The organism is Pontixanthobacter sp. (assembly GCF_049682855.1).
In the GTDB taxonomy this organism is placed as follows: Bacteria; Pseudomonadota; Alphaproteobacteria; order Sphingomonadales; family Sphingomonadaceae; genus Pontixanthobacter.
The window spans coordinates 117,645-143,582 of the sequence record NZ_JBAUIK010000018.1; the positions used below are offsets into that span (position 1 = coordinate 117,645).

Annotated in this window: 30 protein-coding genes and 1 tRNA gene; 19 read left to right on the forward strand and 12 right to left on the reverse strand. The window is 58.1% G+C overall.

The window, feature by feature from the left end; genetic code table 11:
* Nucleotides 1–7 precede the first annotated feature (7 nt).
* Nucleotides 8–502 (forward strand): ATPase, encoded by a 495-nt coding sequence (locus WA922_RS12110; RefSeq protein ID WP_424771965.1) that lies wholly within the window; start codon nt 8–10, stop codon nt 500–502.
* The gene (locus WA922_RS12115) at nt 495–1,028 is read left to right on the forward strand and encodes a hypothetical protein (RefSeq protein ID WP_424771966.1); all 534 of its coding nucleotides are present in this window, start codon (nt 495–497) and stop codon (nt 1,026–1,028) included. Before WA922_RS12110 ends, WA922_RS12115 begins: the two co-directional genes overlap by 8 nt.
* 83 nt (nt 1,029–1,111) lie before the next feature.
* On the opposite strand, the gene WA922_RS12120 is transcribed toward WA922_RS12115, so the two are convergent.
* From WA922_RS12120 to aroA, 7 genes are all read right to left on the reverse strand, one after another.
* A complete protein-coding gene (locus tag WA922_RS12120) occupies nt 1,112–2,092 on the reverse strand; it encodes an NADPH:quinone oxidoreductase family protein (RefSeq protein ID WP_424771967.1) in 981 nt (326 codons plus the stop codon).
* A gap of 5 nt (nt 2,093–2,097) precedes the next feature.
* Nucleotides 2,098–2,853: a hydroxyacylglutathione hydrolase gene (gene gloB / locus WA922_RS12125; protein WP_424771968.1), complete on the reverse strand. Its 756-nt coding sequence runs from the start codon at nt 2,851–2,853 to the stop codon at nt 2,098–2,100.
* 277 nt (nt 2,854–3,130) lie between these two features.
* Nucleotides 3,131–4,834: a 30S ribosomal protein S1 gene (gene rpsA / locus WA922_RS12130; protein WP_424771969.1), complete on the reverse strand. Its 1,704-nt coding sequence runs from the start codon at nt 4,832–4,834 to the stop codon at nt 3,131–3,133.
* 222 nt (nt 4,835–5,056) lie between these two features.
* On the reverse strand, nt 5,057–5,677 hold the full coding sequence (gene cmk / locus WA922_RS12135; RefSeq protein ID WP_424771970.1) for a (d)CMP kinase: 621 nt from the start codon (nt 5,675–5,677) through the stop codon (nt 5,057–5,059).
* Complete coding sequence (locus WA922_RS12140) at nt 5,674–5,883, reverse strand: hypothetical protein (protein WP_424771971.1); 210 nt, start codon at nt 5,881–5,883, stop codon at nt 5,674–5,676. The genes cmk and WA922_RS12140 overlap by 4 nt, the downstream gene beginning before the upstream one ends.
* Complete coding sequence (locus WA922_RS12145) at nt 5,880–6,134, reverse strand: CBU_0592 family membrane protein (protein ID WP_424771972.1); 255 nt, start codon at nt 6,132–6,134, stop codon at nt 5,880–5,882. Before WA922_RS12145 ends, WA922_RS12140 begins: the two co-directional genes overlap by 4 nt.
* A gap of 117 nt (nt 6,135–6,251) precedes the next feature.
* On the reverse strand, nt 6,252–7,577 hold the full coding sequence (gene aroA, locus WA922_RS12150) for a 3-phosphoshikimate 1-carboxyvinyltransferase (RefSeq protein ID WP_424772042.1): 1,326 nt from the start codon (nt 7,575–7,577) through the stop codon (nt 6,252–6,254).
* 258 nt (nt 7,578–7,835) lie between these two features.
* On the opposite strand from aroA, the gene WA922_RS12155 reads away from it, so the two are divergent.
* The 10 genes from WA922_RS12155 to WA922_RS12200 all read left to right on the forward strand — a co-directional run bounded on the left by WA922_RS12155 (nt 7,836) and on the right by WA922_RS12200 (nt 16,679).
* Entirely contained in the window at nt 7,836–8,162 is a 327-nt protein-coding gene (locus WA922_RS12155; protein ID WP_424771973.1) for an FYDLN acid domain-containing protein, read from the forward strand.
* A 355-nt stretch (nt 8,163–8,517) separates the two neighbouring features.
* Nucleotides 8,518–8,593, forward strand: a tRNA-Ala gene (locus tag WA922_RS12160).
* A gap of 270 nt (nt 8,594–8,863) precedes the next feature.
* Nucleotides 8,864–10,327, forward strand: coding sequence for a signal recognition particle protein (gene ffh / locus WA922_RS12165; RefSeq protein WP_424771974.1), 1,464 nt, complete (start codon nt 8,864–8,866; stop codon nt 10,325–10,327).
* Between the two features lie 60 nt (nt 10,328–10,387).
* Nucleotides 10,388–11,002 carry a 30S ribosomal protein S16 gene (rpsP, locus tag WA922_RS12170; RefSeq protein WP_424771975.1) on the forward strand — a complete coding sequence of 205 codons (615 nt, stop codon included), beginning with the start codon at nt 10,388–10,390 and terminating at the stop codon, nt 11,000–11,002.
* A gap of 110 nt (nt 11,003–11,112) precedes the next feature.
* On the forward strand, nt 11,113–11,619 hold the full coding sequence (rimM, locus tag WA922_RS12175; protein WP_424771976.1) for a ribosome maturation factor RimM: 507 nt from the start codon (nt 11,113–11,115) through the stop codon (nt 11,617–11,619).
* Nucleotides 11,620–11,622: 3 nt separating this feature from the next.
* Nucleotides 11,623–12,576 carry a carbon-nitrogen hydrolase family protein gene (locus WA922_RS12180; protein WP_424771977.1) on the forward strand — a complete coding sequence of 318 codons (954 nt, stop codon included), beginning with the start codon at nt 11,623–11,625 and terminating at the stop codon, nt 12,574–12,576.
* A gap of 34 nt (nt 12,577–12,610) precedes the next feature.
* The gene (locus tag WA922_RS12185; RefSeq protein ID WP_424771978.1) at nt 12,611–13,117 is read left to right on the forward strand and encodes a hypothetical protein; all 507 of its coding nucleotides are present in this window, start codon (nt 12,611–12,613) and stop codon (nt 13,115–13,117) included.
* Nucleotides 13,114–13,815, forward strand: coding sequence for a tRNA (guanosine(37)-N1)-methyltransferase TrmD (gene trmD / locus WA922_RS12190; RefSeq protein WP_424772043.1), 702 nt, complete (start codon nt 13,114–13,116; stop codon nt 13,813–13,815). The genes WA922_RS12185 and trmD overlap by 4 nt, the downstream gene beginning before the upstream one ends.
* Nucleotides 13,816–13,857: 42 nt before the next feature.
* Nucleotides 13,858–14,226 carry a 50S ribosomal protein L19 gene (gene rplS / locus WA922_RS12195; RefSeq protein WP_424771979.1) on the forward strand — a complete coding sequence of 123 codons (369 nt, stop codon included), beginning with the start codon at nt 13,858–13,860 and terminating at the stop codon, nt 14,224–14,226.
* 233 nt (nt 14,227–14,459) lie between these two features.
* Nucleotides 14,460–16,679 carry a DPP IV N-terminal domain-containing protein gene (locus WA922_RS12200; RefSeq protein WP_424771980.1) on the forward strand — a complete coding sequence of 740 codons (2,220 nt, stop codon included), beginning with the start codon at nt 14,460–14,462 and terminating at the stop codon, nt 16,677–16,679.
* 16 nt (nt 16,680–16,695) lie between these two features.
* Here the strand turns inward: WA922_RS12200 and WA922_RS12205 are convergent, their stop codons facing one another.
* Entirely contained in the window at nt 16,696–17,568 is an 873-nt protein-coding gene (locus WA922_RS12205; protein ID WP_424771981.1) for an alpha/beta fold hydrolase, read from the reverse strand.
* Nucleotides 17,569–17,691: 123 nt separating this feature from the next.
* On the opposite strand from WA922_RS12205, the gene WA922_RS12210 reads away from it, so the two are divergent.
* The 7 genes from WA922_RS12210 to rimK all read left to right on the forward strand — a co-directional run bounded on the left by WA922_RS12210 (nt 17,692) and on the right by rimK (nt 22,542).
* Nucleotides 17,692–18,717, forward strand: coding sequence for an aspartate-semialdehyde dehydrogenase (locus tag WA922_RS12210; RefSeq protein WP_424771982.1), 1,026 nt, complete (start codon nt 17,692–17,694; stop codon nt 18,715–18,717).
* 46 nt (nt 18,718–18,763) lie between these two features.
* Nucleotides 18,764–19,549 carry an alpha/beta hydrolase-fold protein gene (locus tag WA922_RS12215; protein WP_424771983.1) on the forward strand — a complete coding sequence of 262 codons (786 nt, stop codon included), beginning with the start codon at nt 18,764–18,766 and terminating at the stop codon, nt 19,547–19,549.
* Between the two features lie 13 nt (nt 19,550–19,562).
* Complete coding sequence (locus tag WA922_RS12220; protein WP_424771984.1) at nt 19,563–20,210, forward strand: 2-hydroxychromene-2-carboxylate isomerase; 648 nt, start codon at nt 19,563–19,565, stop codon at nt 20,208–20,210.
* A complete protein-coding gene (locus tag WA922_RS12225) occupies nt 20,174–20,962 on the forward strand; it encodes an alpha/beta fold hydrolase (RefSeq protein WP_424771985.1) in 789 nt (262 codons plus the stop codon). The genes WA922_RS12220 and WA922_RS12225 overlap by 37 nt, the downstream gene beginning before the upstream one ends.
* A gap of 18 nt (nt 20,963–20,980) precedes the next feature.
* Nucleotides 20,981–21,121, forward strand: coding sequence for a hypothetical protein (locus tag WA922_RS12230; protein WP_424771986.1), 141 nt, complete (start codon nt 20,981–20,983; stop codon nt 21,119–21,121).
* A 72-nt stretch (nt 21,122–21,193) separates the two neighbouring features.
* The gene (locus tag WA922_RS12235) at nt 21,194–21,640 is read left to right on the forward strand and encodes an ATP-dependent zinc protease (RefSeq protein ID WP_424771987.1); all 447 of its coding nucleotides are present in this window, start codon (nt 21,194–21,196) and stop codon (nt 21,638–21,640) included.
* Nucleotides 21,637–22,542, forward strand: coding sequence for a 30S ribosomal protein S6--L-glutamate ligase (gene rimK, locus WA922_RS12240; protein ID WP_424771988.1), 906 nt, complete (start codon nt 21,637–21,639; stop codon nt 22,540–22,542). The genes WA922_RS12235 and rimK overlap by 4 nt, the downstream gene beginning before the upstream one ends.
* Nucleotides 22,543–23,006: 464 nt before the next feature.
* Here rimK and WA922_RS12245 read toward each other — a convergent pair whose 3' ends face one another.
* The 4 genes from WA922_RS12245 to rpsF form a co-directional block, all read right to left on the reverse strand.
* Nucleotides 23,007–24,446: an AMP nucleosidase gene (locus tag WA922_RS12245; protein ID WP_424771989.1), complete on the reverse strand. Its 1,440-nt coding sequence runs from the start codon at nt 24,444–24,446 to the stop codon at nt 23,007–23,009.
* A 136-nt stretch (nt 24,447–24,582) separates the two neighbouring features.
* Nucleotides 24,583–25,224, reverse strand: a complete 642-nt coding sequence (gene rplI / locus WA922_RS12250; RefSeq protein WP_424771990.1) for a 50S ribosomal protein L9 — start codon at nt 25,222–25,224, stop codon at nt 24,583–24,585.
* Nucleotides 25,225–25,236: 12 nt separating this feature from the next.
* The gene (rpsR, locus tag WA922_RS12255) at nt 25,237–25,461 is read right to left on the reverse strand and encodes a 30S ribosomal protein S18 (protein ID WP_424771991.1); all 225 of its coding nucleotides are present in this window, start codon (nt 25,459–25,461) and stop codon (nt 25,237–25,239) included.
* Nucleotides 25,461–25,826: a 30S ribosomal protein S6 gene (gene rpsF / locus WA922_RS12260; RefSeq protein ID WP_424771992.1), complete on the reverse strand. Its 366-nt coding sequence runs from the start codon at nt 25,824–25,826 to the stop codon at nt 25,461–25,463. The genes rpsR and rpsF overlap by 1 nt, the downstream gene beginning before the upstream one ends.
* Nucleotides 25,827–25,938 lie beyond the last annotated feature (112 nt).

A 25,938-nucleotide genomic window follows, 5' to 3' on the forward strand; every position in this document is an offset into this window, starting at 1 on the left:
TGATCCTATGCCTCAGATAGCTCAGATAATGGAAACCTATTCCAGCCAGATTTTCTGGCTGCTGGTGACTTTTGGGTTTGTCTTCTTCGTTATTGGCCGCGGTATGGTGCCGCGCGTCATGGATACGGTCGCCCAGCGTGACAGCCAGATCGCCAGCGATCTGGCTGCTGCCGAAGCGGCCCGTGCCCAGGCAGACGATGAAGAGGAAGCATGGCGTAAACGCGAGAATGAAAATCGCGCTGCGGCGCAGGCTCTGGTGGCCAAGGCCAAGGCCGACGCTGCTGCCAAGAGCGAGAAAAAACTCGCATCGGCGCAGAAACGCCTTGATACCAAGCTGGAAACAGCGGCGGCTGAAATTGCCGAGGCGCGCAGTGCTGCGCTCACCGAAGTTGAAAGCGTTGCAGCCGAAGCGGCCCAGGATATCGTCAGGCAATTGGCCGGTGTCAAAGTAACAGCGGCAACTGCAAAGTCAGCGGTGAAGAAAGCTATGACCCATGTCTAGAGCTCCTGAGGTTTTTACCACTGTAGATATCCCTGAATCGCTGGGGCCATCCCTGTGGGGTATGGAGCCTTATCAGGTCGTTTCTGTCGCGATGCTTGTCCTGATCCTGATCATGGTATGGAAAAAAGTGCCGGCCATGATCACCGGCGGGTTGGACGCAAAGATCGCTGCCATTCGCGAACAGCTGGACGAGGCAAAGAAACTCCGTATGGAGGCGGAAGCTTTGCGGAACGAATATGCAGCCAAGATCGCCAATGCGGAAAAAGACGCGGGCGCGATGCTGGAGAATGCTCAGAAAGAAGCCGACGCGATTCTGGTGAAAGCCGAAGAAGACAGCAAAGTGATGGTCGCTCGCCGCAAGCAAATGGCGGAAGATAAAATCGCTGCCGCTGAACGCGATGCAGTGACAGAAGTGCGCGCTGCTGCTGCATCTGCTGCAACATTGGCAGCGCAAGAGCTTATTTCGAAGAAACATGATGCAGCCGCTGACAGTAAGCTGGCTGATCAGGTAATCGCCGGCATCTGAGCCCTTTCCTTTTAGGGATAAACAAGGGCGGCTCATCGGTCGCCCTTTTTTTCCGGGCCAGGGTCACTGTTTCCGGGCCAGGGTTACGCGCCCGGTTTCAGCACGACTTTTCCAACCAGTTCGCGGCGGTCCATAGCCTCAAACGCATTGCGCCACTGCGACAAAGGCACGGTCCGGTCGATAGCCGGATCAATCGCGCCCTGATTGGCGAGTGCCGACACCGTGTCCGCTATGCGTTTACCGCGGTCGGGGAAGCGGCGCGCATATTCACCCGCGCGCACACCCACGACCGAGAAGCCCTTGATCAGCGGAATGTTGGTGGCGAGATCGGCGATCCGCCCACTGGCAAAACCCACAATGAGCAGTTTTCCGCCAAAAGCGACACAGCGCGTGCTCTCGTCAAAAATATCCCCGCCTACAGGATCAAGAACCAGGTCAGCGAGCGCATCGCCGGTAATTTCGGCGACCTGTTCACGGAACCGGCATGTGCTCTCAATTACGGCATCCGCATCGTAAAGCGCGGCAATTCGGTCAATTTTCTCAGGAGAGCCGGTTGCAGCGATGACTTTCGCGCCCATGCTCTTGGCCAGATCCACTGCCGCCAAGGCAACTCCGCCGCTTGCGCCATGTATCAAGACCCATTGGCCCGGCTGCATATCGCCGAGCTCGACCAAAGCGGTATATGCGGTGGTGTAGGCAGCGCCAAGCGCAGCGGACTTGGCATAATCCAACGCTTCGGGCGCAGCGCGCAGGTGGCGGGCCGGCAGGCTCGCAAATTCTGCCATTCCACCAGTTTTGGCACCGCCCATAACGCGCTGGCCGGTGGTTAACCCGCTATCGCGGTCAGCCGCCATCACTTCACCGGCCAATTCCATTCCGGCAATGAAGGGCGGCTCCGGTTTGAACTGATACGCACCGCGCGTCATCAGCAGATCGGGGAAGTTCAGCGACGCCGCATGGACCCGCACCAGCACTTCGCCCGGCTTGCGAATGGGCATCGATGCATCGACCAGTCCGCATCCTGAAAAATCAGAGCTGAGAGCGGTGACCTGTAACGCCTGCATCGGGGCTAGAAATTATCCTTACCCGCGCGCAGGGCGGCGAAGGTTTCTACCGGCGTGCTGCCGCCCCATTTGGCCATCAATGCCGGATCATCAGCGCGCAAAAACGGGTTGGTGGCCAGCTCGCGCGCGAGATCGGTCGGTACGGTGGGAGTGCCCTTGGCGCGCTTACGTTCAATCTCGGCAGCATAATCGGCAAGGGCGCTATTATCCGGATCGGCATGGACAGCGAATTGGGCATTGGCCTGCGTATATTCATGCGCGCAATAGAGCATGGTTTCGGGCGGCAGAGCCTTGATCCGCTGAAGGCTGGCCCAAAACTGATCGGGCGTCCCCTCAAACATACGTCCGCAGCCCAGCGCAAATACTGCATCGCCGACAAAGGCAACGCCCGCCTCAGGCATGTGGAACGCGATATGGCCGGTCGTGTGTCCGCCCACATCAATAACATCTGCGGTGAAAGCGCCGAGCGAAACGGCATCGCCATGCGCAATTACGAGGTCTGGCCTGGCTATCCGCTCAACCTCTGCCGGGGCGATGACGGTGCACCCTGTCGCAGCTTTGATCGCGTCATTGCCCCCAGCGTGATCGGGGTGCCAATGGGTGTTCCAGATATGGGTGATCGCCCATCCCTTGGACGCCGCCTGTTTCAGATATTCATCGGCATCGGGTGTGTCGATGCATACGGTTTCCCCGCTGGCGGGGTCGTGAACCAGAAATCCGTAATTGTCGGACAGGCAGGGAAATTGATGAATCTCTATCATGAGCGGAGTGTAGGGTACTGGCCCGCAGTAGGAAAGGCCCGGCGTTCTTGTTTGGCTTCAGGCGCCAGCGGCTGCATCCGCAGCCTCGGCTATCCTCGCTTCGCTCCGGGCGGGCCGCTTGGCCCTATGGCTGCCGCGACCAGGTATCGGATGCGAGATAACTATCTAGCACCAAGAACCTTGGTCGCGGCAGCCAGAGGCCGACCGGCCGACGCCCGGTTAGGGCGAAGCCAAGCAGCGCGGATGCGCTGCGCCCGGCGTTTGAGGGCCAAACAAATTATTCGCCCTTTTTCAGAGCTTCGCCGAGAATATCGCCCAGTGAAGCACCCGAATCGGATGATCCGAACTGTTCCACCGCTTCTTTCTCTTCCGAAATCTGACGGGCTTTGATCGAGAAGTTGGGTTTTTTGGAACGGTCGAAACCGGTCACCATCGCATCAAACTTGTTGCCGGCCTGGAACCGGTCCGGGCGCTGCTCATCACGGTCACGGCCAAGATCCGAACGCTTGATGAAGCCGGTCGCGCCGTCTTCACCCGCCTGAACTTCAAGTCCGCCATCGCGAACCTCCAGAACGGTCACAGTCACAACGTCGCCCCGCTTCAGACCGCCGCCAGCGGCTCCGTCCGCCGATGGAGCGCCCTTTTCAAGCTGCTTCATACCCAGGCTGATACGTTCCTTGTCGGTGTCGACGTCAAGAACAACGGCTTGTACCTCTTCACCCTTGCGGTGCAGCGCCAGCGCGTCTTCGCCCGAAATGCCCCAGGCGATGTCGGACATGTGGACCATGCCGTCAACGTCGCCCTCAAGACCGATGAACAGGCCGAATTCGGTCGCGTTCTTGACTTCGCCGGTGACGGTTGTGCCAATCGGGTTTTTGTCAGCAAATTCTTCCCAAGGGTTACCTTGGGCTTGCTTGAGGCCGAGCGAAATGCGGCGCTTGTCCGAATCCACTTCCAGCACCAGCACGTCGACTTCCTGACTGGTCGAAACGATTTTGCCCGGATGGACGTTTTTCTTGGTCCAGGACATTTCGGATACGTGAACGAGGCCTTCAATGCCGGCTTCCAGTTCAACGAATGCGCCATATTCGGTGATGTTGGTGACAGTACCTTTCAGCTTCGCGCCGATCGGATATTTCGCGCCGACACCGTCCCACGGGTCGCTTTCCAGCTGCTTCATACCCAGGCTGATCCGCTGGGTTTCGCTGTTGATACGAACGATCTGGACAGTCACAGTTTGACCGATCTCGATGATCTCGCTCGGGTGATTGACCCGCTTGTAGCTCATGTCAGTGACGTGGAGCAGGCCGTCAATGCCGCCCAGATCAACGAAAGCACCATAATCGGTGATGTTCTTGACGACGCCGTCAATAACCTGGCCCTCGGTCAGATCACCGATCAGCTCGCTGCGCTGTTCCGCGCGCGTTTCTTCCAAGATGGAGCGGCGCGATACCACGATGTTACCACGGCGGCGATCCATTTTCAGGATTTGGAAGGGCTGTTCGATATCCATCAGCGGGGTGATGTCACGCACCGGGCGGATATCGACCTGGCTGCCGGGCAGGAAGGCGACCGCGCCGTCAAGATCGACAGTGAAGCCGCCTTTGACGCGGCCAAAGATACGGCCATTAACGCGCGCGCTTTCGCCAAATTCGCTTTCCAGCTTGTCCCAGGCGGCTTCGCGGCGGGCGCGGTCACGGGACAGCATGGCCTCACCGTCGGAATTTTCGACGCGGTCAACATACACTTCGACCTCGTCGCCAACGCTCAGGCCGTGGCCTTCGTCTCCGCGAGAGAATTCTTTAAGATCAATGCGGCCTTCGCTTTTGAGGCCGACATCGACAACGGCTTTACCGTTTTCGATGATTGTCACGGTACCTTTTACGACGCGGCCTTCAAAACCGCCATCTTCTGCACCGCCAAGTTGTTCATTGAGAAGCGCTTCGAAATCCGAGCGCGTGGGATTGGCTGATGTTGCCATAGGTTAGGGATATCCTAATATGTATTTTTACCGGCCGCCGGGTTGTTTTCCGGGGTCTTTTCTCCGCAATGGCGGGATTGCCATATACGGGCCAAGAGGGCCGAAACACTCCACCGTGCCGAATGCAGCGATAGAGGCCGTACAGGCATGCACCTGTCAGACGAACGCGCGCCTAAGCGAGAGCGGCGCAAAAAGCAAGCGAAATGGGGTGGTGAGCGGGTGCTACTTCGTGGCAGTGGTAACCACGTCCAGCGCGGCGGCAAAAGCGGTGTCTATGTCCATTTCCGATGTGTCGATCGTCACAGCGTCAGGCGCGGCGAGCAAAGGTGCGTCCTTACGGCCCGTATCGCGGGCGTCGCGGCGTTCCAGATCGGCGGCGATCTCCGCCAGCGTAATCGGCATCCCTTTGCCCTGCATTTCCGCAAACCGCCGCCGCGCGCGTGCCGCCACGCTGGCGGTGATAAACAGTTTCACATCGGCATCGGGCGCAATCACTGTGCCGATATCGCGCCCGTCGAGCACCGCTCCGCCAGATTGCATGGCGAAAGCGCGCTGGCGTTCGAACAAGGCGTCTCGCACGGCAGGGTGGACCGATGCGCGGCTGGCCAGACCGCCGGTTGCCTCGTCGCGCAGGATAGGATCATCCAGCAATTCGCCGGGAAAGCTGACCGCCCTGAGAGCATCGTCTGGGTGGTCAGGATCACCGCCGTTGAGCCACGTCTGCCGCCCGACTGCGCGGTATAGCAGGCCAGTGTCCAAATGCGCCAACCCGAAATGCGCCGCGAGCTTTTTGGATATAGTCCCCTTGCCAGAGGCTGTCGGGCCATCGACGGCGATAATCATTTAAAAATATCCTTGGCTTTGCGCGGTGTAAGCTCAGCCTGCTCCTGCGCGCGCCACCGGAAATGCAGCAATACCATGCCCGCACATGCAAGCGCGATATTGGTCGCTATGGGGACTGTATTCACAGTCCCGCCATTCCAGAATAATGGCGCGCCGATGGCAAATGTCAGCAGCAGGATAGCCGCGAGAACTCGGCGCCGGATCATAATTTCGCCCGCCGCGCGGCGAACGCTTTGGCCAAGCCCCACACGGCAACGCTGATCCAGATCACTTCCAGCACAAGCGATGGCAGATTGGTATGGACCAGCAGCGATATGGATAACAGCACCGCGCCTATCAGATTTGTGCCGTGGAGGATAAACGGGTTGGGATCATCTTTTGCGGTCATATAGCCATAGGCGGACACAATCATTATCATGCCAGCGAAGCCGATCAGCGTATAAATATCGAAGCTCATCGGCATTGCTTTAATACCCCTCGTCATTCCCGTGAAAGCGATAACCCAGAGCATAACAACGCTGATCTGGCCGCTTTCGGTTCCCGCTTATGCGCGAATGACAACAGACGGGCTTGGTCATGAGGGGGCACATCGCAGTGATGCCGTAGATTTCTCAAGCAAGCTTTCAAAAACCGGGAAGCTGGTCGCGATTGGGCGGGTGTCGTCAATTTCCACGCCTCCGCTGCTCACCATTCCGGCAATGGCCATGCTCATGGCAATGCGGTGGTCGAGATGCGTCGCTACTGGTCCGGCAGTGGTACCGCGCAGCGGCGCGCCACCGCTGCCTACAATTACCAGGCCATCCTCGCGTTCTTCCACAATGGCACCGGCCAAGCGCAACGCACTCGCCATCGCCGACAGGCGGTCGCTTTCCTTCACGCGCAATTCGTCAAGACCGCTGGTGGTGGTGGTGCCAGAGGCCAGAGAGGCGGCGACGAACAGGACCGGGAATTCGTCAATCATGCTCGGCGCGATGGCTGGATCGATATCGATGCCGCGAAGCTGCGAATGGCGAACGCGCAGGTCAGCAACCGGCTCCCCGCCGACTTCGCGCTTGCCCAGCAGATCAATCTGCCCGCCCATCTGCTGTAGAACCGTGATGAGGCCGGCGCGGGTAGTATTCAGGCCGACATTCTCGATCGTCAGATCGCTGCCATCGGCCAGCAAGGCGGCAACGATGAAGAATGCAGCGGAAGAGGGGTCACCGGGCACCGTGATGGTTTGCGGGCTCAGCTCGGCATCGCCGCGAATACGTATTACGCGCCCCTCACCGGTTTCCTCGACGGTTAAATCCGCACCAAATCCCTTCAGCATGCGTTCCGTATGATCGCGGGTTGGCACGGGTTCGATCACGGTCGTGATGCCCGGCGTATTCAAACCGGCGAGCAGAACCGCGCTCTTCACCTGCGCACTGGCCACCGGCAGGCGGTATTCAATTGGCACCGCAGGATGGCACCCGGTCATCATCAGCGGCAAGGTTTCCTTACCGCTTGATGCAGCTGCCGCATGGAATGATGCGCCCATGCGCGACAGCGGATCGATCACGCGACCCATCGGGCGGCTGGACAGGCTGGCATCGCCGGTAAAATGTGCCGCGATACCGTGGCTGGCGATCAGACCCATCAGCAGCCTGGTCGAGGTGCCGCTATTGCCCATATCGAGCGCCTGTTCAGGCTGGAGCAGTCCGCCGACACCCACGCCGCACACCGACCATTCATTTTCGCTGTGCCGGGTGATCCGCGCGCCCATTGCCCGCAGCGCATCGGCAGTGGCGAGCACATCATGGCCTTCCAATAACCCGCTGATGTTCGTTTTACCGACGGCCAGCGCCCCGAACATCAGCGACCGGTGACTGATCGATTTATCGCCTGGCACGCGAATTGTTCCGGTCAGCGGCCCCATCGCGGAAAACCGTTTTGGTGCAGGACCAGAAATCGCAGGACCAGAAATCGCAGGACCAGGAATTGGGGTGTCGGACACAAATGTTCTTTCGCGAATGATGCGGCTGTTGCTCACGCGCTTTGACAGCGCCATTGCCCTATGGCAAGGCGCGCCCGCACGTGATTCCGGCTTCTTGCATTGCAGGCGGGCCAATCCCAGAAAGCATAGATACAGTTATCGCTCCGCGCCGGTGGCCCGGACAGCAATCAAGGAATGACAATGGTTAAGCCAGAATGGGGCACAAAGCGTACTTGCCCGAAATGCGGCACCCGCTTTTACGATTTGGGTAAATCCGAACCTGCAACCTGCATCGAATGCGGGGAAGAGTGGGAGCCGGAGCCGGTGCTTAAAACCAAGCAACCCATCCCGTTCGATGATGAGAAGAAGAAAGGCGGCGCAGCGGATGCGGACCTCGCCGATGATGATGATCTGAGTGATGTGGACGAAGAAGAGAACCGTCCCGATTCCGATGTCGATCTCGGCGATGACAATGAAGATATGGCCGTATCCAAAGGTAAGGGCGACGACGAAGCGCCTGAAAGCTAATTCGTTTGGTCCCTGCGGGCGCGATGTATCCGCATCGCTCGCTTCCTCGCATAAGCTCGGGCGCGCGCCCGCGCTTGCGGTTCACTGATTGTGAACCGGAATAGTGCGTTATTGTGATGGCCGGGAATGGCTCGGTCGCCGACCAGCCGAACGCAAGCGCGACCGCGCGCCGCCCGATAGGGCGTAGCCAAGCTGACGGATGTCAGCGCCCGGCGTTTGAGGCCCAAATAAAAAATTCCGCGCCCGCAGGGTCTCAGACAAACAAAAAACCAAAACCGCGAAATACCCTTGCATTGCGCGGTTTGCGCCCATAAAGGGCGTCGTCTCGCTGCAGAGCGGGAAAAATATCGGTTTCGGGGCCTTAGCTCAGCTGGGAGAGCGCAACACTGGCAGTGTTGAGGTCAGCGGTTCGATCCCGCTAGGCTCCACCAATATACCGTCTTTTGCGTCAGGACGGGTTGCAAATGGCAGTGCTCCGCGCTTCCGGTGCTCACGTAGCCAACGCTACGCTGCGCTCCGGGTCTCGAAGCCCGACCATTTTCGCCTCGACCTGCCCGAACATCCGGCATATTGGCACTTTGGAAAAGTCGTGTTCCTGTTGGGAGCTCGCACGCTGGCCAACGAGGTTTCGTTCGCCGGCGTTTTTTGCATTTGCATTGCGGCACCTGTTTATTGGGCGGGGCAGCATAGGAGTAGGACATATGTTCGACAGTTTATCAGACCGGCTAGGCGGCGTTTTTGACGGCCTGCGCGGGCGCGGTGCGCTGAAGGAACAGGATGTTCGCGATGCCATGCGCGAAGTCCGGATTGCTCTGCTAGAGGCTGACGTGGCGCTGCCGGTTGTTCGCCGCTTCATCGATGCGGTCACCGAAAAGGCGATTGGCGCCGATGTTCTCAAATCGGTCACACCCGGCCAGCAAGTCATCAAAATAGTCAGCGATGAACTGGTTGAAATGCTTGGCGGTGACGCATCTGTCGGGCTTGACCTGGATGCCAAACCGCCGGTTGTGATCATGATGGTCGGTTTGCAGGGCTCCGGTAAAACCACCTCGACCGCCAAACTCGCCAAATTCATTCGCGAAAAGCATGGCAAAAAGGCGTTGATGGCATCGCTCGATGTGAACCGCCCCGCTGCGCAGGAACAGCTGGCGGTTCTGGGCCAGCAGATTGACTGTGCGACGCTGCCGATTGTGGCGGGCCAGCAGCCGGTCGATATTGCCCGCCGCGCGGTGGAGTCTGCGAAATTGCAGGCCGCCGATGTGCTGCTGCTTGATACTGCTGGCCGGCTGCATGTCGATGAAGCCCTGATGGCTGAAATGAAGGCCGTCTCCAGCATCTCTGCCCCGACAGAAGTGTTGCTGGTGGTCGATAGCCTGACTGGCCAGGATGCCGTGAACGTCGCGAAAAGTTTCACCGAAGACGTGCCATTGACCGGTGTGATCCTGACCCGGATGGACGGCGATGCGCGCGGCGGTGCGGCGCTATCCATGCGGCACGTCACAGGCAAGCCGATCAAATTTGCAGGTACGGGCGAGAAGCTGGACGCGCTGGAGGCATTCCACCCCAAACGTGTCGCAGACCGTATTCTGGGAATGGGCGATGTTGTTTCGCTGGTTGAGAAAGCCGCGGCCACGATCAACGAGCAAGACGCTGAAGATATGGCCAAGCGCATGGCGAAGGGTCAGTTTGACCTGAACGATCTGCGCACCCAGCTCCAACAGATGAACAATATGGGCGGGCTCGGCATGCTGGCCGGTATGATGCCGGGCATGAAAAAAGCCAAAGCGGCGCTCGCCAATAGCGGCATGGATGACAAGGTACTGGTCCATATGGATGCGATCATCGGTTCGATGACTCCAAAAGAACGCGCGAATCCCGCGCTGCTCAATGCCAAGCGCAAGAAACGCATTGCAGCGGGCGCCGGCAAAGAGGTGCAGGACGTCAACCGTCTGCTGAAAATGTATCAGGAAATGTCCCGCGCAATGAAGCAGATCAAGAAAATGGGCGGTCTGAAAGGGCTCGGTGCGATGTTCGGCGGCAAAGCTATGGGGGCTGGAATGGATGCAGCCATGCCCGGATTGGGCGGGCCTGGTGGCGGCATGGGCGGACGTCCTCCTGGCCTCCCCGGGCTGGGCGGGTCTGGCGGCGGTCCCCGCAAGAAGTAATTCATCAATATTGTAAATATCCAATATATTCAGAATATTATACTAGAAAGGTAATCTATAATGGCAATTGCACTCCGTTTGTCGCGCGGTGGCGCGAAAAAGCGTCCCTACTACCGCATCGTGGCCGCTGACAGCCGCCGCCCCCGCGATGGTAAGTATCTTGAGCAGATCGGTACCTATAATCCGCTGCTGGCCAAGGATGATGAGAAGCGCGTCACCTTGAATGAAGAACGCGTGAAATACTGGCTTGGCGTGGGCGCGCAGCCGTCCGACCGCGTTCTGCGGTTCCTTGACGCGGCTGGCATTAAGGAGCGCGCAGCACGCAACAACCCGAACAAAGCGAAGCCCGGCGAAAAGGCAACCGAACGCGCGGAAGAAAAAGCAGAAAAAGCTACCGCAGCTGAAGAAGCGAAAAAGGCCGCTGAAGAGGAAGCCAAAGACGCTGCAAAAGCAGCCGCCGAAGCGCCAGCGCAAGACGCTGCCCCTGATGCGGACAGCACTGAAAATGATGCAACCGGTTCGGTCAAGACGGAAGACACTGCCGAAGCTGTTGCCGAAGCATCCACCGAAGCGCCAGCCGAAGCGCCAGCAGATGAAAAAGCTGCGATCGCTGAGGAAGTGGCCGAAGGCGGTCCGGTTGCAGATGAGACGTCCGAAGATAAGGCTGAAGGTTGATGCTCTTTCCCTCTCCCGCTTGCGGGAGAGGCCCGGGGTGGGCGCGTATCGGTGCTGCGCGCCCCGCCAGGCCTGAGCTTGGCCTCTGCGGCAGGCGCGAGGCGGCTTAGGTGGCTGCAGATAACACGATAGTTCTCGCCGCTATTTCCGGCGCAGTCGGTGTGACGGGCGAAGTCCGGCTGAAGCTGTTTGGCGAAGGCATTGCCGCGCTCAGGCAGCACAAGTTTTTCAATGGCGGCGCGCTGAGGCTGAAAACCATCCGGCCCGACAGCAAAGGCGGCGCCGTTGCCCGCTTTGAAGACATTACAGATCGCAACGCGGCAGAGGCTTTGCGCAGCACCGTCCTCACCATCCCGCGCGAAACTCTGCCTGAATTGGGCGAGGGCGAGTATTATCACGCCGATCTGCTGGGACTGCCCGCCATATCGGACACAGGCACACCGCTCGGCACGATTTGTGCGGTTGAAAATTTCGGCGCACAGGACGTTATCGAAATTGAGCGCCCATCGGTGGATGGCAAGCCGGGCAAGAAATTTATGATCCCGATGAATCGAGCGGCGGTGCTCGACTGGGACGATAAACGCCTTGTGGTGAGCGCAGATTTCGCCGACATATAGGCAATGAACCCAATACTGCCGGTTGCCATCGTCCAAGCCGCACCCATTCCGCTCGCGATTGAAGACGGGATCACCAAAGCTGTTGAACTCGCGGGCGAGGCGATTAAACAGGGTGCAAAGCTGGTGGCATTCGGGGAGACATTCCTCGGAGGATATCCGCTATGGCTGGATGAGGCACCCGGCGCTGCATTGTGGGACCATCCCGGCACGCGGGCGCTGCACCGGATTATGCTGGAACAGGCGATTGTGGCGAATGACGAGCGTCTGCTGCCGTTGCAGGAACTGTGCGATGCCCATGATACGTGCATTTCCATCGGCGCGCATGAGCGCGTGCGCCAGAGCCTGTATAACAACCAATTGCTATTTCGGCCGGGCCAAGGTCCACTGCCGCACCGGAAGCTGGTGCCCACGCATGGCGAGCGCCTGATCTGGATGCGCGGAGATGGCTCGACCTTGGGGGTGCATCAGGCCGAATGGGGTAATGTTGGGAATCTGATTTGCTGGGAGCACTGGATGCCGCTCGCGCGCGCCGCGATGCACAATCTGGGTGAGGCAGTGCACGTGGCCGCTTGGCCTACCGTGCGCGAGGAATATGCGCTCAATTCGCGGCATTATGCGTTTGAGGGGCGGTGCTTTGTGATGGCTGCGGGGCTGGTACAGCGCAAAGCGGATGTGTTTGACGGTTTGGAGCGGGTAGGTGGCGATAGCGATGCCAAGGAGCTGATCGAAGCTATCGAAGGCGATATCCTCAACAAAGGCGGCAGCCTGATCGCCGCCCCGGATTCGCGTGTGATCGCACAAGCGGGAGAAGGCGAAGAAATCCTCTACGCCGATATCGACCTATCGGAAATCGGCCAGAATCTGACTTCGCTTGACACCGATGGCCACTATTCACGGCCCGATGTGTTTGAGTTGAGCGTCGATACGCGCGCCAAGGATGGGGTGAATTGGCATTGATCGAGCCTACCGCGCATCAACAGAAAGAACGGACATGACGGGCACTAAAAGGTATTGGCAATTTCGCGAACGGTATTTCTTTCTGGGCTTCCTGCCCTTTGCCATAGCGTGCGAATGGGCGTTCGCAGCATCGCTCAACTGGCAAGAATATCCCCGGGGCGAGTGGGTCGCGCTGATCGATCTATGCCTGTTCGTGCCGCTCGTTTATTTCATGTTTTTCTCTAGCGCCCTCGAAACGAAACCACGATTGATCCGCACTGTGGGGGTCGCAGGTGTGGGATTGTTTGCTGCGCGTTTTATCGTGCCAGAAGCTAACCAGTTGGTGATTGCGGATCTTGCATATATGCGCAATTTCGTACTGTCGTTTGTGATCGCATTTGAAGGCTGGGTTCTCTACAAGATAATCACAGCGGTGTATAAGCGCAACGCAGACGCCAAAACACTCGAACGCGAATTCGCAGTGCCTGAATGGATTGCAAAATTGATGATCTTGGAAGCGCGGTTTTGGAAAGCTGTTTGCAGTTTCTTCACAAGAAAATGACTTTCGCCGCCACTATTCTTACGCTTTACCCAGAGATGTTTCCCGGGCCGCTGGGGCTGTCGCTGGCGGGGCGGGCGTTGGAGGAGCAGAAGTGGTCGCTTGATACCGTCCAGATCCGCGATTTTGCGACCGATAAGCACAATAATGTTGACGGCACGCCAGCGGGCGGCGGGGCGGGGATGGTGCTCAAGGTTGATGTGCTCGCGGGCGCTGTCGATCATGCGAAGCGGGTCCGGCCAGACGCTCCGATCCTCGCCATGACCCCGCGCGGCACCCCGATTTCTCAGGCGCGCATTCGTGAATTATCCGCCGGACCGGGCGTGACAATTCTATGCGGCCGGTTTGAGGGTTTTGACGAGCGCATATTCGAGGGCCGCGAGATCGAAGAGGTTAGCGTTGGCGACATTGTTTTGTCGGGCGGAGAGCCTGCTGCGCTGATGATTCTTGATGCTTGCATTCGGCTGCTTCCCGGCGTAATGGGCGCGGCTTCGAGTGGTACCGAGGAGTCTTTCGAGGAAGGACTGCTAGAGTATCCTCAATATACCCGGCCCCAGCAATGGGAAGGGCGCACGATCCCCGAAGTGCTGCGATCTGGGGATCATGCGAAGATCGCTGATTGGCGCAAGTCGATGTCAGAAGATCATACCAGGTTACGCAGGCCAGACCTTTGGGATCGCCACACTGGTGATCGGGACTGACCTGCCTCTGACGCGCGGCGAGAATAAGAAGGTACAAGGCCAGTGAACCTTATCCAACAGATCGAAGCTGAGGAAATCGGCAAGGTCACAAAAGACATTCCTGAATTCCGTGCCGGCGATACCATCCGCGTGGGTGTGAAGGTTGTTGAAGGTACGCGTGAGCGTATTCAGAATTTTGAAGGTGTATGCATTGCGCGCAGCAACCGCAGCATGGGCAGCAACTTTACCATTCGTAAGATGAGCTTTGGCGAGGGTGTGGAACGTGTGTTCCCGCTCTATTCGCCAACTGTGGACAGCATCAGCGTGGTCCGCCGCGGTATCGTGCGCCGCGCGAAGCTGTATTATCTGCGTGGCCGCACCGGCAAGCGCGCGCGTATCGCGGAACGCCGGGTTAACGCTCCCAAGAAGTAAATCTTGGCTGTTTGAATTAGAAAAAGGGCGCTTCGGTATGGCCGGAGCGCCCTTTTTCTATGGCCGTTCCGCTGGCGGATCGCATGGCCGGACTGCAGCTTCGCCGCGGGCGAGACTCCTCTGCGTCTCATTTTCCTCTGCGCTCTCTGCGTGAAACATCAAGTAGGACCTTGCAGCCACGCGGCAATTCACTAGGCTCCGCTGCACCATAACAATCGGAACGATACCTTGCCATGCTTCGCTTTCTCCCCGCTTTTTCGCTCTTTTTTGCCGCTCCTGCATGGGCGGATGACCATGCGATGACAGAGACATCTGACCTCACTTTTGAACGCGTATTTGCCAGCCCGTCGCTCGATGGTGCCAGTCCGCGTCAGGCGAAGCTCTCGCCCGATGGCCGCTATCTGACAGTGCTGCGTAACCGCGATGACGAGCGCGAGCGGTATGATCTGTGGGCGTTTGACCGCGAGACCAGCGAATGGACCATGCTGGTCGATAGCGAGAAACTGGGCACGGGCCGCGAGCTGTCCGAAGATGAGAAGATGCAGCGTGAACGCGCGCGTGTGGGCAATTTGCGCGGCATTATCAGCTATCAATGGACCGCCGATGGCACAGGCATTCTGGTGCCGCTGGATGGTGACCTCTATCTTGCCAGCCTGACCGGTGATGTCACGCGCCTGACCGATACAGAAGAAAGCGAGCTCAACCCGGTTATCAGCCCGGCGGGCAAATATGTATCCTTTGTGCGCGACCGGCAATTATGGGCCGGCGAAGTGGGCGGCGATGCCCTGCCGATCACTCCCAGGGAAGACGACGCCATCCGCTGGGGCGAGGCGGAATTTGTCGCTCAGGAAGAAATGGGCCGCCTCACTGGATATTGGTGGAATATGGGCGACACGCGCATCGCCGTTCAGCGCACCGATGAAAGCCCCGTGGGCATTGTTACGCGCGCAGCAATTGGCGCAACCGGTACGAAAGTGTTCGATCAACGCTATCCCGTGGCGGGCAGCGACAATGCGATTGTCGAGCTGTTCATCATGGACCCCGATGGCGGCAACACAGTGCCGGTCGATCTGGGCGCGGAGAGGGACATCTATCTCGCCCGCGCTGATTGGGGGCCGGATGGCTTCCTCTATGTCCAGCGCCAGAACCGCGAGCAGACGGTGATGGATATGCTCAAGATTGACCCCGATACCGGCGCTAGCGAAATATTGTTTACTGAAAAGGCGGCCGCCAGGGATTACTGGATCAATATTGCGGACAGCTACCGCTTGCTGGATGACGGATCGATCCTGTGGTGGTCAGAACGTGACGGTTTCGGACATCTATACCGCTTTGACGGGGGTAGGTGGACGCAGCTTACCCGCGGCACCTCGCCCGTGACGCAGCTGGTCGGCGTGGATCAGAACGCGGGCACAATCTACTTCCAAATGGTGGAAGATGTGCTGGAGCAACATATCTATTCGGCCAGCCTGACAGCCCCCTCAGCGCCGGTGAAACTGACCGAAGACGGCTTCATGCACAGCGCCACGATGGATAACCAGGCACAGACTTTGCTCATCACGCGCTCGGCGCATGACCAGCCTGCGCAGACTTACATCGCCAATCGGTCGGGCGAACGGCTGGCATGGGTGGAAGAAAACGCGCTCGATGCAGACCACCCTTACGCGCCCTATCTCGCCAGCCATGTGATGCCTGAATTTGGTACCGTGGCGGCGGAGGATGGCACCCCGCTGCACTGGATGATGATGAAGCCGGACATGGAACCGGGCAGGAAATATCCGGTGTTCTTCTATCATTATAGCGGCCCTGGCCCGCAGATCGTGAACCGGGCGTGGGAAGGCGCGCTGCCGCAAGCCATTGTCGATAAGGGCTATATCTGGTTTGCGATTGATAATCGCGGCAGCAACAATCGCGGGGTCGCTTTCGAACAACCGCTCTACCGCGCGATGGGCGGGGCCGAGGTGCGCGATCAGGCGGCGGGTACCAACTATCTCAAAACGCTCGATTTCGTCGATCCGGAAAGAATCGCGATCTATGGCTGGTCCTATGGCGGCTATATGACATTGAAGCGGATGCAGGCCTATCCCGGCACCTATGCGGCGGGCATTTCAGGCGCGCCGGTGACCAAGTGGGAGTTGTATGACACGCATTATACCGAACGCTTTATGGGCGATCCAAAAGCGGTGCCCGAGGCCTATGATAAAGCCAGCGCGATACCCGATGCCACCAGAATAACCGATCCGTTGCTGCTGATCCACGGAATGGCGGATGATAATGTGGTGTTTGAAAACTCGTCCGAGCTGATATCGGTTTTGCAGGAGGCCAATGCCCCGTTCGAAATGATGCTCTATCCCGGATATACGCACCGCGTGGCGGGCGAGAAAATCAGCCCGCATATGTGGAATACGATTTTCAGCTTTCTGGAACGCAATGGCGTGACGCCCCCGGAATAACCGGACTGCGCCAAGCTTAAGCCAGCCATTCCAACGCTTTGGCCGCGACGTGTGCGGGCGCTTCCACGTGCGGATAATGGCCCACATGCGCGATCAGATGCGCCTGCGCATCGGGCACATGGGCGGTCCAGCGGCGATATGCGTGTTCGCCGGACACCGGATCGAGCGCGCCATTGATAAATCCGATACGGGTCTGGACATGCTGCAACACACCGGTCCAACGCTGCGCATTATCGCGCCGATCACCGATATAATGCAGCAGCGTGTGAAAGATCCGGTGGCCGTCCTGTTCGGTGATGAGCTCCCAAAAATTATCAAGCTGCTGCTTGCTGGGCTGGGTATCCGGGCCAAATACAGACGCAAAGCTTCTGCCAAAGCTTTTTCGGCTCAGCATCCGGCTGGCCAGAAATCCCAGCGGTGAAACGCCCAGCTTCTGGATCGGGCGGGCGCGGTGTTGGTCTGGGAAAATCCCGCCATTGAGGAACACCATTTTATTTAAGCCGTCCGCACCGCTCGATTCGTGTTGGCGGGCCAGCAATTCCTGCCCCACGGAAACGCCGTAATCATGCACCAGCGCGTCATACTCCGTAACGCCAAGATGCTTCAGGAGCGCCAGCTGCATATCGGTTTGCCGGTGGATCGAATAACCACCCGTATGATTTTTGGAGCGGGGTTTATCCGACAGGCCAAACCCTATCATGTCTGCCGCGATCAGACTGTGCTGTGCGGACATAGTGTTCCAAATCGGTTCCCAGTCCCATGATGCGGTGGGGAAGCCGTGTACGAGCAATAAAGGCTTGCCCGAACCCGCCCGCCAATAGGCGATCCGCATACCTTCAAAATCAAAATATTGCGCCTGCGCGCGCCAGTCTGCCAGCGGGATCGTCATAGCAATACCTTTCAACTTGGCTGTGCATAGCTTTGCTTGCTTTCGCTGCGCGCATTTGATGCTACAGGCTGCGCATATTGGTGCAAGCACGGCGCCGTTTCGGGCAGCTTGAGGAGAATCATCGTGGGGTATCGGGTAGTCGTGGTGGGCGCGACAGGAAATGTCGGGCGCGAAGTTATGGCCGTTCTGGCAGAGCGTGAATTTCCGATCGAGGACATCGCCGCTGTCGCCAGTTCTCGCTCGCAAGGCATCGAAGTGGAATTTGGCGAAACCGGCAGAATGCTCAAATGCAGGAATATCGAACATTTCGATTGGGCGGGCTGGGACATTGCGCTGTTCGCCGCCGGATCATCTGTGGCCAAGGAATACGCACCTAAGGCGGCTGCGGCGGGCTGCGTGGTGATCGACAATAGCTCGCTCTACCGGATGGACCCCGATGTTCCGCTGATCGTACCCGAAGTGAACCCCGATGCGATTGACGGCTATACGAAGCGCAATATCATCGCCAATCCCAATTGCTCGACCGCGCAGATGGTCGTCGCGCTCAAACCGCTGCACGATGCCGCAAAAATCAAGCGTGTCGTCGTGTCCACATACCAATCGGTATCGGGCGCGGGCAAATCGGGCATGGATGAACTGTTTGAACAAAGCCGCGCGATTTTCGTGGGTGACAAGCCGGAGCCTGAGACTTTTACCAAGCAGATCGCGTTTAACGTGATCCCGCATATCGATGTTTTCCTGGACGATGGATCGACCAAGGAAGAATGGAAAATGGTCGCGGAGACGAAGAAAATCCTCGATCCCAAGATCAAACTGTCGGCGACCTGCGTGCGTGTGCCGGTCTTTGTCGGCCACTCCGAAGCCATAAATATCGAGTTTGAGAACGAGATTTCGGCCAAGGAAGCGCAGGATATCCTGCGCGAGGCGCCGGGCATCATGCTGATCGATAAGCGCGAAGATGGCGGCTATGTCACTCCGGTAGAATGCGCCGGCGACAGCGCCACCTATATCAGCCGCGTGCGCGAAGACCCGACCGTCGATAACGGCCTGATCCTGTGGTGCGTATCGGATAACCTCCGCAAAGGCGCGGCGCTCAACGCGGTACAAATCGCCGAATTGCTGGGCCGGACGCATTTGAAAAAGGGGTGATGAGCGATACGCCAGTACCGGGATAAGAAATCATGCCTTTGGTGACATGATGCTGCGCAGTCTGGTCGCGGGCAGTCTGGCCGTATTGGTTGTCAGTTTGGCGGTGCTCTCCGGTTGGCAGTGGTATGGCAGCGCCGACGACGTAATTCAGTCAGAGGCACTAGGCGGTCCGCGAGAGTACCGTGTCTTTAATCCCGGATCTCACACACGCATAGTCTATGTGCTGGATGGTCAATCGCTCAGAAATGGGCTGGCATCGGCGGTGATTTTTTCCGTCACAGCTTTCTTGCGCGGGGAGGAGCTACCTAAAATCGTGGCGATTGAATCGCCGAAAAGTCGTGATGAAGACTTTCGCCCGGAACGCAGCACGCCGGCCAGTTGGAGGCCCACAATAGCAGGGCGATCCGATCGATATGATGCTTTTCTGGTTCGGGAATTGTTTCCGTCGATTGAAAGTCGGCCCTTTATCCGGTCCGAGCGATATCTCGTCGGGCATTCCCTGTCTGGCCTGTATGCGCTTGATTTTGCCGTCCGCCACCCGGAATTGCTTGACGGCGTGATTGCCTACGCTCCAACGATCAGTCACGATACGTCAATTGTGAAACGACTTCCATCGATCTGCGGGCACACGCATAAGACATACGCCAATTGGGGGCTCGAAAGCGAACGCGATACCAAGGTTTTTGAAAATGCGGCCGATTATTGGGTCAAGGCCGAGCATTGCCGTAAAAACCCCCCGGTCATTGCGCGCCATTTTCTGTCCATCCACCAAACCAGCATGCTAACGGGTCAAGTAGACGTTGCTCTCCGGTTTCTGAATTCCAATAAATGAGCTAACATACGGTATGACCTTGAACGCACAGCTCTATTTCTCCTTTCGCTCCCCCTACAGCTATCTGGCGATTGGCCGGTACCGGGCCCTGGCGGACATGTTTGATGTGGAGATTGACCTGCGACCGGTCTATCCGCTGGCCATTCGCGAACCGGATTTCTTTGAGCGCAATCACCCCAATTGGCTCGGCTACACGATCCGCGATATGATGCGCGTGGCGCAGTTTCACGGCATAAAATTCGCGCCGCCCAAGCCCGATCCGATTGTCCAGAATATGACGACCCGCGAAATCGCCGAGGACCAGCCGCATATCTTCCGGCTCACGCGGTTGGGGCAAGCCGCCGCGCGCCAGGGTAAGGGGTTGGTCTTTGCCGATGAAGTCGCCACGCTGATCTGGGGCGGCACCGAAGGCTGGAACGAGGGCGATCATTTGCCGAATGCGGCGATCAAGGCGGGCCTCGATTGGGAGGCGTTACTGTCTGAAGTGGAAGCCGAGCCAGACAGCCTTGATGCAGAGATTGCCGCGAATCAATCCGCGCTGGAAGCGGCTGGCCATTGGGGCGTGCCGACACTGGTGTTCGATGGAGAGCCATTCTTCGGGCAGGACCGGATCGAAATGGTTCTATGGCGCATGAACGAGCACGGTTTGGCGGAACTGTGACTGCGCTTCAAACTCGGCAGATTCCGTCGTTTGACGGTATAGAGCTCGCCGTGCACCGGATGGGCGAGGGGCGTTCGGTCCTGCTGCTGCACGGATTGTTCTCCGATGCGCAGATGAACTGGGTCAAATTCGGCCATGCGCAGAAGCTGGTCGATGCGGGATGCGCAGTGATTATGCCCGATCTGCGCGCGCATGGCCGCAGCGCCGCGCCGCATGATCCCGATGCGTATCCCAATGACGTGCTGGCCAAAGATGTGGCGGCGGTGGCCGATGCGCTGGGCCTGACGGATTTCGATCTGGTTGGCTTTTCACTCGGTGCACGCACTGCCGCGCGCGCGGTGATTGGCGGATTGCGTCCGCGCAAGCTGGTTCTGTCGGGCATGGGTCTGGAAGGGCTATCGGGCTGGAACAACCGCGCGGCGTTTTTCATCGATGCGATCGACCGGTTTGACGACATCAAGCGCGGCGACCCCGCCTTTATGTCAGCGGCGTTTATGAAAACGATGCAGGTCGATCTGGTGGCGGCGCGGTTGCTGCTGCAATCGGTGGCGGATACCGCAGTGGCGGAACTTGCCGCGCTGACGATGCCGACCATGATTTTATGCGGCGATCACGATACGGATAACGGTTCCGCCACGGCGCTCGCCGAAGCATTGCCCGATGCGCATTATGTCGAGATTGCGGGCACTCATATGGGATCGGTGACGCAGGCCGCGTTGGGTGATGCTCTGGTGGATTTTCTCGCCTCCTGATTGCCGATGGACACAGGTTTGACAGCGCAGCAGTGCCTGTTTTTTTCAGCGGCAGACCGGCGGGGTTACCGCCGCCCCTATTGTGCCGCCCAGCATGTCGCGATTATTATCGGCGCCGTGCCCGGCGGCGATGGTGATGAACAGGTGGCAAGGTATTGAGCGTGTTCAAGCGGCCCGATCATGGCTACATAGCCTCATCAGGGTAATGATTGGGGGCAATGCATCAACGCTATGGAAAAACACACTGTCGGCTGGCGCGAGGTCGTCTCTCTTCCCGAGCTTGATATTACCGGCATTCCGGCCAAGATCGATACGGGCGCGCGCACGTCATCGCTCCATGCGGTGAATATCGACCTGTTTGACCGTGATGGCGAGGAGGTCGCCCGGTTCGACCTCGACTTTGGCGCGGGTAAAGCCTATCGTCATTGCGAAGCCATCCGCGTGGCCCACCGCACCATAACCAGCTCGAACGGCACGGCGGAGGAACGGCTGATTGTAAAAACCGTTCTGAGCATGGGCGCACATACATTCCGTGCCGAATTCAGTCTGGCGGACCGATCCGACATGGTGTTCCCGATGCTGGTCGGCCGCACTGCGCTCAAAAACAGGTACCTCGTCAATCCCGGACGATCATTCCTCATCTCCAATCGGGAAGACGCAAAGGAAGAATTTCTATGAAAATCGCCATGCTTGCACGCAACCCGGCCCTGTATTCGCATAAACGGCTGGTGGAGGCGGCGGAGCAGCGCGGCCATACGCTGGATATTCTCAATACCACGCGCTGCACCGTAAATATCGCCAGCCACCGGCCGACCGTGACCTATAAGGGTGAAACGCTGCGCGGATATGAGGCGGTGATACCGCGTATCGGCGCATCGATCACCGCCTATGGCCTTGCCGTGTTGCGCCAGTTTGAAATGGGCGGTGTGTGGTCACTCAATGAAAGCGTCGCGATCGGGCGAAGCCGTGACAAATTGCGCAGCACCCAGATCATGGCCAAATACGGGCTGGGTCTGCCGCTGACCGCCTATGCCAATGATCCCAAACAGGCCGAAGCGATTATCAAAGCAGTAAACGGTCCGCCCGTGGTGATCAAATTGCTGGAAGGGACGCAGGGCATCGGAGTCGTCCTGGCTGAAACGCTGAAAGGCGGTGCGTCGATTATCGAGGCGTTTCGCGGCGCAAATATCGCGATCATGGTACAGGAATTCATCAAGGAAGCGGGCGGATCGGACATACGCTGTCTGGTCGTGGGCGGCAAAGTTGTCGCCGCGATGAAACGGCAGGGGGCAGAGGGCGAATTTCGCAGCAACCTGCACCGCGGCGGCAGCGCGCAATTGGTCAAGATCACGCCCGAAGAACGCAGCACGGCGGTCCGCGCGGCAAAGGTTATGGGCCTGAATGTATGCGGCGTCGATCTGCTTCGCAGCAATCATGGGCCAGTGATTATGGAAGTAAACAGCTCGCCGGGGCTGGAGGGTATCGAGAATGCCACGGGCAAGGATATTGCTGGCCAGATCATCGATTTCATCGCGGCCAATGCGAAAGAGGGGAAGACCAAGACGAAGGGTAAGGGGTGATGCGCTCGCTGTTATTCGGTTAAGGCCAAGGCACATTCAAATGCTGATAAGAAAGCTTGCATATTATCCTTACAAGGCATTGCTTCGAAAGCACAATATTGCACGGCCCGCGAGTGCTACTGGCTACTTTCGTCCCTAACTACATTGATCCAGCTAAGCCGAACATCAAATGCGCGGCGACGGCTTTTTCGCAAGACATCCATTTTCCTACATGGATTGAATACGCTATCTCCAAGTGATGTCTTTAATTTTCAGCGTTACATTCCGGGTCGGCTTTTGGCATCGCCAGCAATGCACAGCTTCTGAAACCACTACGGAACGGGGCGGGGCCCTCCTGTCAATGCCATCATGCCTGACTTTGCAATAAAATATTGAAAATCAACAACATACTGGATTTGGAGTAACTTGACACAGTGTCAATTGTGTCAAGCAAGTGTCAAGCTGCCTCGGCGTTGCAGGGCACCTTATCGAAACGGCGGCTCGTTAAACGCCCGCAGTTTACGGCTGTGCAGCCTATTCCCTTCCCCGCGCAGCAAATTGCAGGCGGTTACGCCGATCATCAGGTGGGCGGCGATGGCTTCCTCGTAAAACTTGTTCGCTTGGCCGGGCATTTTAATCTCGCCATGGAGCGGCTTGTCCGAAACACATAGGAGCGTGCCGTATGGGACGCGGAAGCGGTATCCTTGCGCGGCGATGGTGGCGCTTTCCATGTCGATGCCGACTGCGCGGCTGAGTGAAAGGCGTTTTGCGCTGGTGGTGTAGCGCAGTTCCCAATTGCGGTCGTCGGTGGTGACAATGGTCCCCGTCCGCATGCGCTTTTTCAGATCCGCGCCATGCTCTCCGCTGACCGCCTCAGCCGCTCCGGCAAGGGCCTGCTGGACCTCGGCGATCGCGGGCAAGGGGATTTCAGGCGGCAATACCGGATCGAGCACATGATCATCGCGCAAATAGGCATGGGCGAGGACGTAATCGCCGATCTTCTGCGTCGGGCGCAACCCGCCGCAATGGCCAATCATCAGCCATGCCTCGGGCCGCAGCACCGCCAGGTGATCGCAGATGGTTTTTGCGTTAGACGGACCAACGCCGATATTGACCAGCGTAATCCCGCCGCGCCCTTCGCCGATCAGATGATAGGCGGGCATCTGGTGTTTGCGCCATGCGGTATCGGAGAGCTGGCTGGCCGCATGATCGGTGGCCTCCTCCAGATACAGCCCGCCAGCACCGGCCAGCGCGGTATAACCATCCTTACCCAATTGCCTGCCCGCCCAGTCCACGAATTCATCGACATAGCGGTGATAGTTGGTGAACAGGATGAAGCGTTGGAAATGCTGCGTATCGGTGCCGGTATAATGGGCGAGGCGTGCCAGACTGAAATCGGTCCGCAGCCCGTCAAACAGCGATAGCGGGATGGAGTCGCCGCTGCCGTCTATCTCGATCCCGTCCGCCAGTTCATCGCCAATATCGGCCAGTTCTGTGCTGGGAAAATGGCGGGCGATCTCCTGCGGGATAATCCCCGACAATTCGGCGGCGGTTTCCCCATCCAGTACATAGGGGAAGGGGATTTCCTGTTTGGAGGTGCGCGCCTCCAGTTCCACATCGTAATCGCTGCCGATCAGATCGAGCTGTTCGCGCAGATAATCGGCAAACATCGCGGGGCGCGTGACAGTGGTGGCATAGGTGCCCGGTTCATTCAGACGGCCAAAGGCCCGGCTGCGGTCTTCGGGCTGTCTGCCGCCTTTGAAACGCATGACCAGTTCGGGATAGGCATAGCTGCCATCTGTGCGGCGGTTTTTGGAAGGCAATGCGCCGCTGCGGGCAAAGGCGATAACGTCTGCGCGCAGCCGCTCGACAGATTGATGATACTGGCGGTCCAATTCGCCGATAATGTGCTCTACTATTTTCATCTCGGGCAGATAGCGCGTTCTGCATTACAATTCAAAGTCTGCCCGGCTGATTTGATGCGCCGGCAACCAAAAAAGGCGCGGTTCCCGATAGGAGCCGCGCCTTGTATTCAGCCCGAAGGACACGCTGACCAGATATTTACCCGGCTGCGGTTTCTTCGGTCGTGTCTTGCGAAGCAGTATCGGTTTCCGCGCCGCCTTCCAGCATGTCGGCCGGAATTTCGCCGGGCTCAAGCGAAGGATCGACAGCTTCGGTGAAGCCTTCTTTTTCGCTCTGCTCTTCTTCGAACATGGCGGCCAGAACATCTACGCCCTGGCGTTGCAGTTCGGCTTCATCATCACTGCGGGCGACGTTGGCCTTGACCACGATATCAACTTCCGCGTGCAGCCGCAGATTGACATCAAACATGCCGATCGTTTTGATCGGTGCACCAAGGATGACTTGCTTCTTGGTCACTTCGTGGCCTTGCGCCGTCAGTCCTTCGACAATGTCACGCACCGTTACCGAACCGTAAAGCTGGCCGGAGTTTGACGATGCGCGGATCAGAACGACTTCTGCTCCGGCGATTTTCTCGCCAGTTGTCTCAGCTTCTGCAGCTTTTTCAGCGTTTTCCTTTTCAAGCCGTTCGCGGTTGGCTTCGAAGACGGCTTTGTTGGCCGCATTGGCGCGCAAGGCTTTCTTGTTAGGCAGCAGGAAGTTACGGGCATAGCCGTCTTTCACGGTGACGATATCACCGATTGTGCCGAGCTTCTCGATCCGTTCGAGGAGAATGATATCCATGTGCCTTCTCCCTTACTTAACGATATATGGCAGCAGGCCGATATGGCGTGCGCGCTTGATTGCCTTGGCCAGCTCGCGCTGCTTTTTGGCGGATACGGCAGTGATCCGGCTAGGGACGATCTTGCCGCGCTCGGACATGAAGCCTTGCAACAGACGCACGTCTTTATAGTCGATGACGGGCGCGCCCTTGCCCGAAAACGGACAGGATTTGCGGCGACGGAAGAAAGGACGTGCCATTAGCTGCGCTCCTCGCGGTCAGAGCGTTTCTTACGCTCACGGTCATTTTTGCGCATCATGACGGACGGTCCGTCTTCCGGCGTATCCATACGGATCGTCATGTAACGGATAACGTCTTCATTGATGCGGGTCTGGCGTTCGAGTTCTGCAACAACCGAGCCGGGGCCTTCGATGTTGAGCAGCACGAAATGCGCCTTGCGGTTACGGTCGATCTTATAGGCAAGATTTTTCAGGCCCCAAGTTTCAGTCTTGGTGACCTTACCGTCATTTGCTTCGATAATCTCTGTGGCTGATGCAGCCAGCGCGTCCACTTGAGCCTGGCTCAAATCCTGACGCGCGAGAAAGACATGCTCGTAATGAGCCATCTTCGCTTCCTTCGCATTGTAATGCCGATCGCTGGCTGATCCGCACCATTGCGGGGCCCCTCCGGCTTTCTTCAATTTGCCGCCATATGGCAACACAGGCGCGCTATTAACG